Source organism: Oceanimonas aquatica (genome assembly GCF_030732065.1).
Classification (GTDB): Bacteria; Pseudomonadota; Gammaproteobacteria; order Enterobacterales; family Aeromonadaceae; genus Oceanimonas.
The window spans coordinates 348,858-363,733 of sequence record NZ_JAVBHX010000002.1; the positions used below are offsets into that span (position 1 = coordinate 348,858).

At 57.5% G+C, this 14,876-nt stretch carries 11 protein-coding genes; 3 read left to right on the plus strand and 8 right to left on the minus strand.

What is annotated here, in order from left to right; all coding sequences use genetic code 11:
• Nucleotides 1-126: 126 nt before the first annotated feature.
• A complete protein-coding gene (locus Q9290_RS04790; RefSeq protein WP_306078491.1) occupies nt 127-1,548 on the minus strand; it encodes an alanine/glycine:cation symporter family protein in 1,422 nt (473 codons plus the stop codon).
• Nucleotides 1,549-1,770: 222 nt separating this feature from the next.
• Here Q9290_RS04790 and tal point away from each other — a divergent pair, with 222 nt between their 5' ends.
• The 3 genes from tal (at nt 1,771) to Q9290_RS04805 (ending at nt 3,546) form a co-directional block, all read left to right on the plus strand.
• Nucleotides 1,771-2,724, plus strand: a complete 954-nt coding sequence (gene tal, locus Q9290_RS04795; RefSeq protein ID WP_306078492.1) for a transaldolase — start codon at nt 1,771-1,773, stop codon at nt 2,722-2,724.
• Between the two features lie 281 nt (nt 2,725-3,005).
• The gene (locus tag Q9290_RS04800; protein WP_306078493.1) at nt 3,006-3,194 is read left to right on the plus strand and encodes a DUF3545 family protein; all 189 of its coding nucleotides are present in this window, start codon (nt 3,006-3,008) and stop codon (nt 3,192-3,194) included.
• 166 nt (nt 3,195-3,360) lie between these two features.
• A complete protein-coding gene (locus Q9290_RS04805; protein ID WP_306078494.1) occupies nt 3,361-3,546 on the plus strand; it encodes a DUF3545 family protein in 186 nt (61 codons plus the stop codon).
• A 65-nt stretch (nt 3,547-3,611) separates the two neighbouring features.
• Here Q9290_RS04805 and ung read toward each other — a convergent pair whose 3' ends face one another.
• From ung to Q9290_RS04840, 7 genes are all read right to left on the minus strand, one after another.
• A complete protein-coding gene (gene ung, locus Q9290_RS04810; RefSeq protein WP_306078495.1) occupies nt 3,612-4,286 on the minus strand; it encodes a uracil-DNA glycosylase in 675 nt (224 codons plus the stop codon).
• A gap of 98 nt (nt 4,287-4,384) precedes the next feature.
• The gene (tesB, locus tag Q9290_RS04815) at nt 4,385-5,278 is read right to left on the minus strand and encodes an acyl-CoA thioesterase II (RefSeq protein WP_306078496.1); all 894 of its coding nucleotides are present in this window, start codon (nt 5,276-5,278) and stop codon (nt 4,385-4,387) included.
• 267 nt (nt 5,279-5,545) lie between these two features.
• Nucleotides 5,546-6,775: a phosphoglycerate dehydrogenase gene (gene serA, locus Q9290_RS04820; RefSeq protein WP_306078497.1), complete on the minus strand. Its 1,230-nt coding sequence runs from the start codon at nt 6,773-6,775 to the stop codon at nt 5,546-5,548.
• Nucleotides 6,776-7,066: 291 nt separating this feature from the next.
• Nucleotides 7,067-7,771: an SIMPL domain-containing protein gene (locus Q9290_RS04825; RefSeq protein WP_306078498.1), complete on the minus strand. Its 705-nt coding sequence runs from the start codon at nt 7,769-7,771 to the stop codon at nt 7,067-7,069.
• Between the two features lie 173 nt (nt 7,772-7,944).
• On the minus strand, nt 7,945-8,436 hold the full coding sequence (locus Q9290_RS04830; RefSeq protein ID WP_306078499.1) for a hypothetical protein: 492 nt from the start codon (nt 8,434-8,436) through the stop codon (nt 7,945-7,947).
• 28 nt (nt 8,437-8,464) lie between these two features.
• On the minus strand, nt 8,465-12,793 hold the full coding sequence (locus Q9290_RS04835) for a retention module-containing protein (protein ID WP_306078500.1): 4,329 nt from the start codon (nt 12,791-12,793) through the stop codon (nt 8,465-8,467).
• Between the two features lie 157 nt (nt 12,794-12,950).
• Nucleotides 12,951-14,858, minus strand: coding sequence for a bifunctional diguanylate cyclase/phosphodiesterase (locus Q9290_RS04840; protein ID WP_306078501.1), 1,908 nt, complete (start codon nt 14,856-14,858; stop codon nt 12,951-12,953).
• Nucleotides 14,859-14,876: the final 18 nt, after the last annotated feature.

Here is a 14,876-nt window from a genome sequence, read left to right on the forward strand (position 1 = left end):
CGACCTTGTTGGTCACCCCCGCGAAGGCGGGGGACCATGTGCGGGCATCACCTTTGTCGCCCGGTTTATGGATTCCCGTCTTCACGGGAATGACTAAAAAAACGGCCTAACCCCTAATCCCTGCATTTACTTCTTGTCCCAGATCCCTTCTTCCAGCTGGCTGTGCAGCTCGGGATACTTGCTGGCGTCAAAGGTGGGCACCCGGCCCAGCTTGCGCTGGTCGTTGTAATCCTTCGCCAGTTTCACCACTACGCCCGACAGCAGCAATATGGCCACCAGGTTAATGAGTGCCATCATGCCCATGGAAGTGTCGGCCATCGCCCAGATGGTGGGCAGCTCGCCAATGGAGCCAAACATGACCATGCCCAGCACAAACAGCCGGAACACCAGCAGGCCGGCCGGGTGGTTATGCTCCAGAAACACCAGGTTGTTTTCGGCGTAGGCGTAGTTGGCCACGATACTGGTAAAGGCAAAGAACAGAATGGCAATGGCGATAAAGATATTGCCCCAGTCCCCCACCTCATGAGACAGCGCCTTCTGGGTCAGCTCAATGCCGGTGATGCCGGAGCCGGGGTCAAACTGGCCGGACAGCAGAATAATGGAGGCGGTGCAGGTACAAATAACCAGGGTGTCGGCAAACACCCCCAGCATCTGCACATAACCCTGGGATGCCGGGTGCGGCGGATAAGGCGTGGCCGACGCGGCGGCGTTGGGCGCCGAGCCCATGCCCGCTTCGTTCGAGAACAGGCCGCGCTTGATGCCGTTCATCAGCGCCTGGGAAATGGCGTAGCCCATGGCGCCGCCACCGGCCTGCTCCAGACCAAAGGCCGACTTCACAATCAGCGCCAGCACGCCGGGCAGCTCGGTGAGGTTCATGGCCACCACCACCAGCGCAATCAACAGGTAGGCCAGCGCCATCAGCGGCACCACCAGCTCGGCAAAACGGGCGATGGTGCGCAGGCCGCCAAAAATGATCAGCCCCGCCAGCACCACCAGCACCAGGCCGGTGGCCCACTCGGGCACGCTGAACGCCACCTGCATGGCGGCACTGATGGAGTTGGCTTGCACCGCATTAAACACCAGGCCAAAGGCGATGATCAGGAACACCGCGAACAGCATTCCCATCCAGCGCATGCCCAGGCCCCGCTCCATGTAGTAGGCCGGCCCACCCCGGTAGTTGCCGTCGTCGTCCTTGACCTTGTACAGCTGGGCCAGAGCACTCTCGGCAAAGGCGGTGGCCATGCCGATCAGCGCAATCAGCCACATCCAGAAAATGGCGCCGGGGCCGCCCAGATAAAGGGCCACCGCCACCCCCGCCAGGTTGCCGGTGCCCACCCGGGCCGCCAGGCTGGTACACAGTGCCTGAAACGAGGAAATGCCCGCCGCGTCGGACTGACGGCTGTGCTTCAGCACCGAAAACATGTGCCCGAAATGGCGAAACTGAATAAGCCCCAGCCGCACGGTAAAGAAAATGCCAACCCCCAGCAACAGGTAGATCAGCACGGATCCCCACAGCAGGTTGTTGATGAAGGAGATAAAGGAGTCCATGAGCACCTCTGCGTTAAATCAAAATTCATGGCCGCCATTTGCATGCGTTCCACGCGAAGCGGCGGACTTTATCACAGCCGCCCGCTCAATCCCCGTGAGCCGGATCACAGCGGACGGCATCTTCCCTGCCCTGCCAAACAGCACCGATTGGCCACGGCAAATGACTTTCATACCCGTTAAAACTAGAATATAGCGCTAAACATCACCCTGAAGGACCCGTTCATGGCCAACAAACTCGCTCAACTGCGCAAGCTCACCACCGTCGTGGCCGATACCGGCGACATTGACGCCATTCGCAAGTATCAGCCCGAAGATGCCACCACCAACCCGTCTCTTATTCTGAAAGCGGCGCAGATCCCCGAATACCGTCCGCTGCTGGAAGACGCCGTGGCCTGGGCCAAGGCCCAGAGCCAGGATGCCGAACAGCAGTTGATCGATGCGTCCGACAAGCTGGCGGTCAACATTGGCTGTGAAATCCTCAAGATTATTCCCGGTCGCATCTCCACCGAGGTGGACGCCCGGCTGTCGTTCGACACCGAGGCCAGCATCGCCAAGGCCCGTCGCCTGATTGCCCTGTACGCCGAGGCCGGCATCGGCAAGGAGCGCATTCTGATCAAGCTGGCCTCCACCTGGGAAGGCATTCGCGCTGCCGAAGTGCTGGAGCAGGAAGGCATCAACTGCAACCTGACCCTGCTGTTCAGCTTTGCCCAGGCCCGCGCCTGTGCCGAAGCCGGTGCTTATCTCATCTCTCCCTTCGTGGGCCGGATCCTCGACTGGTACAAGAACAACACCGACAAGAAGGACTATGCCCCGGCGGAAGATCCGGGCGTGCTGTCGGTGACCCGTATCTACGACTACTACAAGGCCCACGGCTATCACACCGTAGTGATGGGCGCGAGCTTCCGCAATACCGGTGAAATTCTCGAGCTGGCCGGTTGCGATCGCCTGACCATTGGCCCGGGCCTGCTGGAAGAGCTGAGCCAGGCCGACGGTGAGGTAGTGCAAAAGCTGCAGGACAAGGGCGTCACCGAAACCCGCCCCGCCCCCATGACCGAAGCCGAGTTCCGCTGGGAGCAAAACCAGGACGCCATGGCCACCGAGAAACTGGCCGAAGGCATTCGCAATTTCGCCATCGATCAGGGCAAGCTGGAAGACATGCTGAAAGCCATGATCTAAACCGGAGCGCAGGCGGCCCCGCCTGCATTAGCGCCCGCAAGGGCGCTTTTGTTAATGGGTTGCCGCTTCGCGGCAATTTGCGGGCTGGCAGCCCCTATTCAGGGACAAGACCCGCGCTCCAAAAAATCTACTTCCTATTCTCTCCTCCCCTTTGTTTATTTGCTCAAACTCCCGCCATTTGCATTGCAACTTAATAAAACTGCAATAACAAAGTTCTATTTTATAACCTGTTGTGATATACGAACTGCGACTGCAACTGATAGCCAACAGGAGGGAGCCCCATGGAGAGGTCACGCTTCGATCAGGAATTTGTGGTTGAAAAGCCGACCCGCACTCCGCGCGAGCCGGCTAAAAAACGTAAATGGCGGGAGATAGAAGCCCTTAAGGATAAAAAACGTTTACGGGAAGAGCTTCAGCAACTCGATTGTACTTTCGAGCTCGATGAACTTATCGAAGAGCTGGAGCTGTAAGAGCACAGCAATAATTCAGGCGCCCTGGTGGCGCCTTTTTTATTGTGTTTTTACATCATTAAAGTCGCGCTCCTGTCCGTCCGTTTATCCATACCACTTTCATGGGTGATATGGCCCTGAGCAAGTATTCGGGCTATTTGAAACTAACAATGAACAGGAGGCGATGATGCAAAAATTGATTTTCAGCCAGGACGCAGGGTTTGACGGATATTCGCGCCGGGCGCCGGTCGAGAAAAGCAAAAACCGCAAGTGGCGGGAAATTGAAGCCATCATGGACAAGCGGCGCCTGAAGCAGGAGCTGCAGCAACTGGACTGCGCCTTTGAAGGTAACCTGGACGAGTTTGAACTGTAAGCCCTGAGGTTATGCTCGCTGCAAGCGGACAATACTCTCCGCTTGCAGCCCTGTTACAACGGGACTTATACCTCCAGCGGCAACTGCCATTCAATGGGGGTTTTACCCTGAGCGGTCAGCAACTGGTTGGCCTGGGAAAAATGCCGGCAACCAAAAAAACCCCGGTGCGCGGATAACGGGCTGGGATGAGGCGCACTCAGCACATGATGGCGCTGACGGTCGATATGGCGGCCTTTTTTCTGGGCATGGCTGCCCCACAATAAAAACACCACGCCGTTGCAGTGATCGTTTACCGCCTGGATCAGGCTGTCGGTAAATGTTTCCCAGCCCAGTTTGGCATGGGAATGGGCCTTGCCTTTTTCAACCGTGAGCACGGTATTGAGCATTAATACTCCCTGGCGGGCCCATGATTCCAGAAAACCGTGTGTCGGTATTGCAAAGCCGGGAATATCACTTTCCAGCTCCTTGTACATATTACGCAGCGACGGCGGCACCTTGACGCCCGGGCGCACGGAAAAGCACAGGCCATGGGCCTGGCCAGGGCCGTGATAAGGATCCTGCCCCAGCATCACCACTTTTACCTTTTCAAGCTCGGTCAGTTTCAGGGCATTAAACACGTCTTCTTCCGGCGGGTAAATTTCTTTGCCGGCCTCACGGGCCTGAGTGACCGCCGCCATGGCCTGCTGAAAATAGGGCTGTTGTTTTTCCGGCCCGATGGCCTCGCTCCAGGTTGTACTCATTACATATATCCAGATAACGATAATTTACTAAAAAGTCCGGTCATGCCGGGCCACGACCCGGCATCCTGTTACAGACACTGTCGTTAACAGATTCCGGCTCAAGGCCGGAATGACTGATTCTCGCCCGCCAGGGCATCGCGCGGGCGGATCAGCCCCTCCTGTACCGCCGTTGCCACCAGCCGGCCATCCCGGCTGTACAGCTGGCCCTGTACCAGACCGCGTCCGGCAATGGCGCGCGGGCTTTCCATTACGTACAGCACCCAGTCGTCAAACCGGAAATCATCGTGGTACCACATGGAATGGTCAATGGTGGCTACCTGCAATTGCCGCTCCCAGAAGGAATGGCCGTGGGGCATCAGCGCCGTGGGCAAAAAGTTGAAATCGGAGGCATAGGCCAGCAGGTATTTATGAATGCGCAGATCGTCGGGCAGGGTGCCGTTGGCCCTGAGCCAGACACAGCGCCGCGGCTCGGCCTTTTCCGGCTTCATGGGATCCACGTAGTTCACCTGGCGCATATCGATGGGGTTTTCCGCCAGCAGCTTTTTACGCAGCCTGGGCGGTACCTGCTCGGCCAGGGCCGCCAGCCGTTCGCTTTCCGGCGTCAGCCCGTCGGGGCCGGGTACGTCCGGCATTAATGCCTGATGTTCAAAGCCCGCCACCGGCTGCTGAAACGAGGCCGTCATGTAAAAAATGGGCTTGCCATACTGCAGCGCCTGCACCCGGCGGGTGGAGATTGTTTTGCCGTCGCGAATGTTTTCCACATCGTAAATGATGGGCTTGTTCACATCCCCGGGGCGCAGAAAATAGGAGTGAAAGGAATGCACCGGCCGCTCCGGTGCCAGGGTATATTTGGCTGCCGCCAGCGCCTGGCCCATGACCTGGCCGCCAAACACGGCGCCAAATCCCAGATCCATGCTTTGCCCCCGGTAGAGGCCATCGTCCAGCGGCTCCAGCGCCAGCAGGTTCAACAAATCGTCCAGTGCTCGGCTCATGGTGTTATCCGTTTGAATATAACCTCGTCACTCCGGCGAACGCCGGAGTCTGCTCTGCAGATAGCGCAAATGTTGGAATTCGCTTCGCTCATTCGCAACCGACAAAAATCTTACCATTAAAAAAGGGGCTTTCGCCCCTTATTGAACTTTTAACGTCTTCGCACAGTGATGATTCACCCTCGTCTGCACTGGACTCCCGCCTTCGCGGGAGTGACAAAAGAAAGTGCGGGAGTGACAAAAGAAAGCGCGGGAGTGACGAACGGCAACTCAGTGCAGAATACGGGCACGAATGGTGCCGCTGATGGCCTTGAGTTTCTCCAGGGCCTGCTCGCTCTGGGCGGTTTCCACGTCGATCACCACGTAACCGATCTTGGGTGAGGTTTGCAGGTACTGGGCCGCGATGTTGATGTCGTCACCGGCAAAGGCCTGAGCAATCTGGCTGAGAATGCCCGGCTTGTTGTGGTGAATGTGCAGCAAACGGCTGGTACCGGCGTGGCCCGGCAGGGACACCTCGGGGAAGTTGACCGCCGACAGGGTGGAGCCGTTGTCGGAATACTTGATGAGCTTGCCCGCCACTTCGTAACCGATGTTTTCCTGAGCTTCCTGGGTGGAACCACCAATGTGCGGCGTGAGGATAACATTGTCGAACTCGCGCAGCGGCGATACAAACTCTTCGTCGTTAGACTTGGGCTCCACCGGGAAGACGTCGATGGCCGCGCCGGCCACGTGCTTGCTGGCCAGGGACGCCGCCAGGGCGTCGATGTCGACCACGGTACCGCGGGAAGCGTTGATCAGAATGGCACCCGGCTTCATCATGGCCAGCTGCTCGGCACCAAACATGTTCTTGGTCTGGGCGGTTTCCGGCACGTGCAGGGAGACCACGTCGGCCATGTTGAGCAGCTCTTTCAGGCTGCCCACCTGAATGGCGTTACCCAGCGACAGCTTGTTTTCGATGTCGTAGTAATACACCTGCATGCCGATGCCTTCGGCGATGATACCCAGCTGGGTTCCGATGTGGCCGTAGCCGATAATGCCCAGCTTCTTGCCACGAGCTTCAAAGGAATGGGTTGCGGTTTTCTGCCACTCGCCCCGGTGGGCCTTGGCGTTACGCTCTGGAATGCCGCGCAGCAGCAGCAGCAGTTCGCCCAGCACCAGCTCGGCCACGCTGCGGGTGTTGGAAAAGGGCGCGTTGAACACCGGAATGCCACGGACTTCGGCGGCAGACAGGTTCACCTGGTTGGTGCCGATGCAGAAGCAGCCAATGGCTACCAGCTTTTCGGCGGCGTCCAGCACGGACTCGGTCAGCTGGGTACGGGAGCGGAGACCCACGAAGTGAACGTCCTTGATCCGCTCTTTCAGCTCGTCTTCGGCCAGGGAGGTTTTCAGATAATCAATATTGCTGTAACCAGCGGCTTTGAAAGACTCAACCGTGCCAGGGTGTACGCCTTCCAGTAATAAAATTTTGATTTTTTCTTTTTCGAGGGAATAGTTGGCCATTACCGGGTCCTTTATGACTACTGCTTGGGGGTTTTCCATAAAGTACCAAAAACATCGACTTTAGGGAATTTTTGCCTCCAAAGTCACGTTTTTTTAAGTTATAAATTTTTTTTTAATATATAAGACGAAAAAGGTGGAATGTAAGACGTTAGCTTCGCTCCTACGCAGAGCGCAGGAACAAGCAAACTTGTCATTCCGGCCTTAAGCCGGAATCTGTTAACCACGGTGCTGCCTGTAACAAGATGCCGGATCGGGGCCCGGCATGACGGGACTTTTAGCACCAACTAACGTTTACTTCAGGGTATACACCACGCGTACCCGGTCGGTGAATTCAATCTCGTTTTGCTGGTAGCTTTCCTGGGCGGCATCGGCGGCCATCATTCTGGTGGCGCCGAGCGGGCGCGGCTGCACCGGAGGCTGACCGGCATATTCAATGGCATACACCTCACCCAAGGCCTGCTCAAAACCGCTGGCCAGCTCACCGGCCAGCTCCCGGGCGTGGGCCATGGCGGCCTGGCGAGCCTGCTGCTGATAGCCCTCAGACTCGCGCACACCGTAACGAATGCGCTGCACATTCTGCACCCCCTGGGCCAGCGCGGTGTCGAGCACCTGGCTCAGGTTATCAAGCTGATACAGACGAATGGTCACGGTACGCTCCGCCGAGTACCCCTTGAGTTCGCGCTTGCCGTTTTTCGAATAATCATAATTCGGCCGGGTCACCAGGTTGCCGCTGTCGATGTCGGCCTTTTTAACACCCAGGGCGCTCAGGCCGCTGAACAGCGCGGCCACGCGGGTGTCCACTTCCTCCTTGGCCTGACGACTGTCCTTTTTTACCGCCGTGACCGCAAGATCCAGCGTGGCCATGTCGGGGGCGACACTGATGCTGGCCTCCCCCTGAGTCATCAGGTGCGGTGCATCGGGAACGGCAATGGCGAACACCGCCGAGCTGAACAGCAGGGGCAGACTGAGCAGGGCTGACAGGGGCTTTTTATGCATGGGGATCCTCTTTGTGGTGTCAGTACGAATGGCCGCCAAACGGCCAGAAGTGGATTCCCGCCTTCGCGGGAATGACCAGTAAAAAAAGCGCCCTGCGGGCGCCTGATGCAGACTGGCAGCCCCTGTTCAGGGACAAGACCTGCGCTCCAATAAATCTCGAAGTGGTAACAGAACTATTCTGGTGGACTATACACCGAGAGCCAATTGATAACATCGTCGATCAGATCACTGTCGAGACCGCTCGTGTCGGAAAACGTCGCATCCGTCAGGGTATCGGGCAGTTCACTGCTCAGCAGAATATCGTCCAGGCTCAGGGGCAGCGGTTCATCGTCGGCGGGACTGAGACTTGCATCAGGCACCAGCGGTGCTTCGGGCAACAACATTGCCTGCACCGTGAGAGGGGAAAGGGCGGTCAGGGCCGCCCCCTTGTCATCCACCAGAATGACCTCTCCCGGTTCGCTTTCGCCCGACAGGCTCCAGTCCTGCCGCTCAAAGTCGATGGAAAAGGTGCCGGTGGTTTCGCCTTCCTCATCAACAAGTTCTATTTGCTCCAGTGATGAGCCGGCCAGTGACCACGGCAGGCTGATGCCGTCATCCACCAGAATATCTTCTCCATTCCAGTGGTAACCCACTCCCTGCAACATTACCGTGATCACCTTGGCCATGGCTCACCTCCCCTCGGATTGTGCCCGATTACTTGTCCACCTGCAGGGTCTGATCATCCACCATGGCCTGGATCAGTGCCTCGCTGCTGGCCGCACCGTAGAGATCCATTAAATTGGTGTCTTCAAAGCGGATCTCCTGAGTATCACCGCCATCGCCGGCCGGGGTCACACTCAATACGGTGTCGTTCCCCTCCATACTGAATGTCAGGTAATCGGTCAGGTTGCCGCCTTCTTCACCCGACAGCAGCTCTTTCAGGTCGACCACATCCACGCCTTTTTCAAAGTCGGTGATGGCATTGACTGAACCGGCATCGGCTTCGGTAAAGCGGAAGGTATCAATGCCCTCACCGCCAGTGAGGATGTTATCGCCCAGGCCCCCAAGCAGTATGTCGTCACCTTCGCCACCCGTCAGGATATCGTCGCCGTCACTGCCCAGCAGCACTTCATTGGCACTGGTCCCCGACAGGGTAAAGCCGCTCGCTTCGGTGCCATCGGCCTCAATGGTAATGCTGAGGCTGGCCGAGTCCATGTCATGGTCCCCGTCCTTGATATCGATATCAAAGAGCAAATTGCCGTCTTCCGGGAACACCTCTTCATAGATGGTCATGTCGAGCAGACGATAGTCACCGCTGTCCGAGCCGAGCTGAATTTCGTCAAAACCGCCGGCTTTAATGTCCTCGGCGCTGTAACCCTCGTCATAGGTAATGAATGAGCCCTCAATCGGTTCAAGCAGGTTGAATACCGTATCGCCGCCTTCCCCGGCGCCAGCGGGCGGCGACCAGGTGCCCGACGCCACCACGATACCGGCGCTGAGCACCACCCAGGCCATGACATCTTTATCACTGAGTTTATTAAGGGTAAAACTGGTATTGGATACAGAGCCGCTGAAGGCAATCCTTAGGACATCCCCATTGTCGATACGGTTGTCATCAACCCCCATACCATTTTCAGATGAGTTGATGCCTTTCTCTCCAGGGCTGGGTTGAAGCTCGGTAAAGGTGGCTGTAATACCATTGATAGGCAACACAACAACAGGTTCAGGGCCACCAGGGGTCAAGCCGGTAAGCTCTTTTGTGGTCGCCAGCAAGGGTTCCGGGTTTACCAGTTCAAAGTCATAATTGCCATCCGGGTACACCGTCAGAATGAAATACACATCTCCGCTGTCATCATCAAGGTTCGCGGTCAGCACCTGGCTGCCATCCGGACCATCCGTAACCGTGTAAACCAGGCCGTCCGGCTCCTCTCCCGATACGACAAGCGATCCCTGCCCATCAGCCCCGAAACCGAGGTCGATCAGTCCGCTGAGGGTACCGGCCACATTGGCCATAATACCGTCTTGCACCGCGTCAATTGTGGGGCCGTCATCCCAGATATCGATACTCAGAATGCCGCTTTGCTGGGAGTCATCACTGTCGGTCACACGCACATCAAAGTCGTCGGTCACCACATCGGCAGCGCCGGTCTGTAACGGATCGGTGTGATTCTCCGTGTTGTCCGTCAGAGTATAACTCCAGCTGTAACTGCCATCCGGATTAAGGATCACGGTCAGTTCACCGTACTGGCCATCAATACTGCCGCCATTGGTCACATTGACCCAGTTGCCATTACTGTCCTTCACCTGCACTTCCAGGCTGGCCAACTGATCACCGAAGGTATTGATGCCAAAGGTGCCACTAGTGGTCTCATTGCCGCTCTGCTCATTGGAGCCTTTGCCATCCAAGGCCGCTTCATCTACCCAGTTGCGGTCATCGTCAAAGGTGATCTTCAGATCCGGCTCGGAATCCTCGCCCACCGTCACCGTCAGCACGGCGGTGTCGCTGTCGCCGTCACTGTCAGTGAGGGTGTACTGAATTTGCGCATCACCTTCAAAGCCGGCGGCCGGAACAAAGCGTAGCTGCCCCTCTTCGGTAAGGCTGACCGTGCCCGCACCTTCGGTCAGCAGGGTAACACCGGTCACGGTTGCACCGTCGGCCCCCTGAATGTCGTTACTGATGACGTCCACTTCAATGGCAGTGTCTTCGGGTGTACTGACGGTGTCGGCAATCGCACCAGGACCATCATCACGAACATCAATGGACAGCACACCGAGTTGCTCGCTGGCATCACTGTCGGTCACCCGTACATCAAAATCGTCGGCCACCACATCACCGGCGCCAGTCTGCAGCGGGTCATCGTGGTTGTCGGTGTTGTCCGCCAGGGTATAGCTCCAGCTGTAACTGCCATCCGGATTCTGGGTAACGGTCAGCGCACCATACTGACCATCAATGATTCCCCCCTCCGTCACATTCACCCAATTGCCATTGCTGTCCTTCACCTGCACTTCCAGACTGGCCAACTGATCACCGAAGGTATTGATGCCAAAGGTGCCACTAGTGGTCTCATTGCCGCTCTGCTCATTGGAGCCCTTGCCATCCAAGGCCGCTTCATCTACCCAGTTGCGGTCATCGTCGAAGGTGATCTTCAGATCCGGCTCGGAATCCTCGCCCACCGTCACCGTCAGCACCGCGGTGTCGCTGTCGCCGTCACTGTCAGTGAGGGTGTACTGAATTTGCGCATCACCTTCAAAGCCGGCGGCCGGGACAAAGCGTAGCTGCCCCTCTTCGGTAAGGCTGACCGTGCCCGCACCTTCGGTCAGCAGGGTAACACCGGTCACGGTTGCACCGTCGGCCCCCTGAATGTCGTTACTGATGACGTCCACTTCAATGGCAGTGTCTTCGGGTGTACTGACGGTGTCGGCAATCGCACCAGGACCATCATCACGAACATCAATGGACAGCACACCGAGTTGCTCGCTGGCATCACTGTCGGTCACCCGTACATCAAAATCGTCGGCCACCACATCACCGGCGCCAGTCTGCAGCGGGTCATCGTGGTTGTCGGTGTTGTCCGCCAGGGTATAGCTCCAGCTGTAACTGCCATCCGGATTCTGGGTAACGGTCAGCGCACCATACTGACCATCAATGATTCCCCCCTCCGTCACATTCACCCAATTGCCATTGCTGTCCTTCACCTGCACTTCCAGACTGGCCAGATCATCGCCAAAGGTATTGATTTCAAAGGTACCAGTGGTGGTCTCGTTACCACTTTGCTCATTCGAACCCTTGCCGTCCAGGGCCGCTTCATCGACCCAGTCACGACCGTCCGCAAAGGTAATGCCCAGGTTCGGCTCGGAGTCGTCACCAACGGTCACCGTCAGCACGGCCGTGTCGCTGTCGCCATCACTGTCGGTCAGGGTGTACTGAATTTGTGCGTTGCCTTCAAAACCAGGGGCCGGCTCAAAGCGCACCAGACCCTCTTCGGTAAAGCTGACCGAGCCTGCTCCTTCGGTGAGCAAGGTTACACCGGTCACACTGGCGCTGTCGGCCCCCTGAACGTCGTTACTGATGACGTCCACTTCAACGGGAGTATCTTCCGGTGTGCTGGCACTGTCGTTTATGGCATCCGGGCCGTCATCAAGCACTTCTATATTGATAACACCTTCGGCCTGCTCACCATCGTCATCGGTAATGCGAACAGGTATGGACTCAGGCAAGCGATCATCATCAAATACCGCACTGTCATTTTCGTGGCTTTGCGCATCGTTGAGGGTGTAAGTCCAGTTGTAGTTTTCATCAACAACCAGAGTGCCATATTGAGTAGTAACTGTACCGCCACCAGTTACGTCAACCCAGTTTCCCTCGGCATCCTGCACTTCAACCAGCACCAGCGCATCATTACCCGTATCAATCACCAGTGCGCCGGTAGCACTTTCATTATCAGAGCCAAACCGGCTGCCCTCAGGCAGAGCACCTTCGTCAACCCAAGCAAAACCCCCATCAGCCAGGTCCGGAAATTCAGGCACGGGATCCGGCCCGGTTAATGGGCTATCGTAATCAATATCAAGCTCGGGAATACTGTTTTCTTCCAACACTCGAGGAAGTTCATCCACCCCGCCAGTAAACGAGAGTGGAGAGAAAGCTGTATCAAAGCCCGCTTCGGCAAGCAGTGAATCACCGGTGCGATCCACCACCACGAAACCGGCATTACCACTACCGTCGGCGGCGGCCGGACCGGCAGCCGGAGCACCGGCGGCAGGTGCCGCAAACAGCTTGGTGGGATCAAGGCCGGCCAGAATGGCGGCCTGAATGGCTTCGGCTTCTTCGGCGGCGGCTTCGTCGGACACCGGCTGTGCGGCCATGGCATTTTCGGGGGCATCGTCATATACGATGCCGGAGTTTTCATCGGTCAGCAGCAGCGTGCCCGGCGGCAATATCTGACCGGCGCTGACCAGTGTAACCGTTCCATCTTTTGCAATAATAAAGGCTTGACCCTTCAGGCTGACTACCTGAACCGTGTTATCTATTCGTGTGGTATCCATGTCTGCATCCCTTTCACTGCCTTTTGTTTACCTTAAGACTAGGGTTGAATGCTTAACGGATCCTGCACAAAATTCAGCCACCAAAAAGACAAAACATGAGTTTATCTTTCGAAAAAGTGGGTGTTTTAAGCGCCTAACGCCGGGCGCGTGGCGAGTGTCAGCAGAGGCGGCCGGGGGGACTGACGTAACCCTGGTAGGCGTCGATATGCAGGGTTTTAAGGCGCTCCACCTGATCGCCGGTTTCCACCCGTGAAGCGATGGTTAACGCCCCCATACTGTGGGCAGCACGGCACACGGCGGCGAGAAAGGCGTCGTTATAGTCGGGCTGCTGCACCTGGCTGGTGTAGCCCTGATCCAGCTTGACGTATTTGGGCCTGAGTTTGCCCAGATGCACCAGCAAGTCGAAATGCCGGCCGAAATGATCCACCCCCCAGTCCACCTTCAGCCCGGACAGCGGCGCAATTAACCGCTCCCAGCCAACGGCAAAGGCGCTTTCCGGCAGCTCCAGCAAGAGGCGATCCCGCACCGGTTCGTACCGTTCCAGGATCTGGGACAGTTTGCGCCAGAACCCTTCCTGATGGCAGCTCTGGCGCGTCAAGTTCACCGCCAGTTTCAGTTCGTTTCGGCTTTCCAGCATGCGCAGGGCCCGGGCGACCACATGCAGGTCCAGCCGCTCGCCCAGACCAAACTGCTCGGCTACCGGCAGAAAATTATCGGCCCCATAAGCAATGCCTTCACGACGAATGCTTACAAACACTTCTTCATGATAACGCTCCCCCTGAAACCCCATTACCGCCTGGGCACTCAGCTCAAAGCCATCCTCTTCCAGTGCCTGTTCCAGCAACTGCTTCCATTGCAGCCGGCCCAGCCGTTCACGCTGCTGATGCGCCTCCACCACGACACCGGTTTCGTCCATGTGGGCCCGGTTGAGGGCGTGATCGGCCCGAGTCAGCAGACGGCCAATTTCATCACCGGGTTGCACCAGGGCAATGCCCACCATCGACATTTCCCGGTCGTCGTCCGGATCCTTGACCAGCTCGGCAATCTGCCGGTTAATGGCTTCTCCCAGCTGTTTGAGCGATGCAGGATCCGACTCGCTCACCAGCATGGCATACTCGGTGGCCGAAATGCGCGCGAGTACATGCTCGCCATGATCCCGGCACAACTGGCGCAGGTTTTTACCGATCACCCGGGTCATCTGATCCCGGGCCTCAAAGCCTTCTTCCCGATACAGCCAGTCCAGTACCCGGGCCGACACCAGCACCACGGCCCCGCCCCGCCCGTCACCCAGCCAGCCCTGGCTCTGGGCCATCAGCCAGGCACGGTTGCCAAGGCCGGAGGTGTTGTCCATAAAGGCCCGGTGGCGCAACCGTTCGGCCTCGAATGCCTGCTCCTCAAACTGACGTTCCAGCTTGCCCGACATACCGTTGATGGCCGACACCACCTGCCGGAGTTCCCGGGTGGCCGGCAGTGGAATGCGCTTGCCAAAATGATGCAGCTCAATCTCCCGCGCCTGCTCCTCTATGCTGTGCAGGGGCTTGAGCAAGTGCCGCAGGGCCAGCACCAGCAGGATCCACACCAGTACAAAACTCACCACAAACCAGGTTGCCAGCCAGCTCATTCCCCGCCAAAGCTGGTAATAGGCGTGGCCGGTGTGCCCTTCCACATAAAGCTGACCCAACTGCAGCCAGCCCGAGGTCAGCACCGCCTGATGATGACCGCCTTCAAACAGGTCAAGATCCGAAAACCAGGCCGGCACCCGCTGCGGCGGGGCGGTATTTTCCCGGGTAATGGTCGTGTTGCTGGCCAACAGGCGCAGCTCCACCTTGCGGTAGTAACCGCCGTCGAACATGGCGTTGATCACCGACTCGGCGCCCACGGCGTCGTCATTTTCCAGATAGGGAGTCAGCGCCAGCCCGAGGGAGGTGACGGTGTTGATAACCATAAATTCCTGCTGCTGGGCCAGATAACTGCGGGTAGAGCTGAACTGCACCGAATAGGCCGATACGAACAGCAGGGCAAACAGCAGCAGCATGGTAAGCAGAAGTTGCCGGTACAGAGTCATATTATGTAATTCCCTTTA

Coding starts and splice junctions, on each gene's coding strand:
- Q9290_RS04790 (WP_306078491.1), bottom strand. CDS start 1,548: ATGGACTCCTTTATCTCCTTCATCAACAACCTGCTGTGGGGATCCGTG.
- tal (WP_306078492.1), top strand. CDS start 1,771: ATGGCCAACAAACTCGCTCAACTGCGCAAGCTCACCACCGTCGTGGCC.
- Q9290_RS04800 (WP_306078493.1), top strand. CDS start 3,006: ATGGAGAGGTCACGCTTCGATCAGGAATTTGTGGTTGAAAAGCCGACC.
- Q9290_RS04805 (WP_306078494.1), top strand. CDS start 3,361: ATGCAAAAATTGATTTTCAGCCAGGACGCAGGGTTTGACGGATATTCG.
- ung (WP_306078495.1), bottom strand. CDS start 4,286: ATGAGTACAACCTGGAGCGAGGCCATCGGGCCGGAAAAACAACAGCCC.
- tesB (WP_306078496.1), bottom strand. CDS start 5,278: ATGAGCCGAGCACTGGACGATTTGTTGAACCTGCTGGCGCTGGAGCCG.
- serA (WP_306078497.1), bottom strand. CDS start 6,775: ATGGCCAACTATTCCCTCGAAAAAGAAAAAATCAAAATTTTATTACTG.
- Q9290_RS04825 (WP_306078498.1), bottom strand. CDS start 7,771: ATGCATAAAAAGCCCCTGTCAGCCCTGCTCAGTCTGCCCCTGCTGTTC.
- Q9290_RS04830 (WP_306078499.1), bottom strand. CDS start 8,436: ATGGCCAAGGTGATCACGGTAATGTTGCAGGGAGTGGGTTACCACTGG.
- Q9290_RS04835 (WP_306078500.1), bottom strand. CDS start 12,793: ATGGATACCACACGAATAGATAACACGGTTCAGGTAGTCAGCCTGAAG.
- Q9290_RS04840 (WP_306078501.1), bottom strand. CDS start 14,858: ATGACTCTGTACCGGCAACTTCTGCTTACCATGCTGCTGCTGTTTGCC.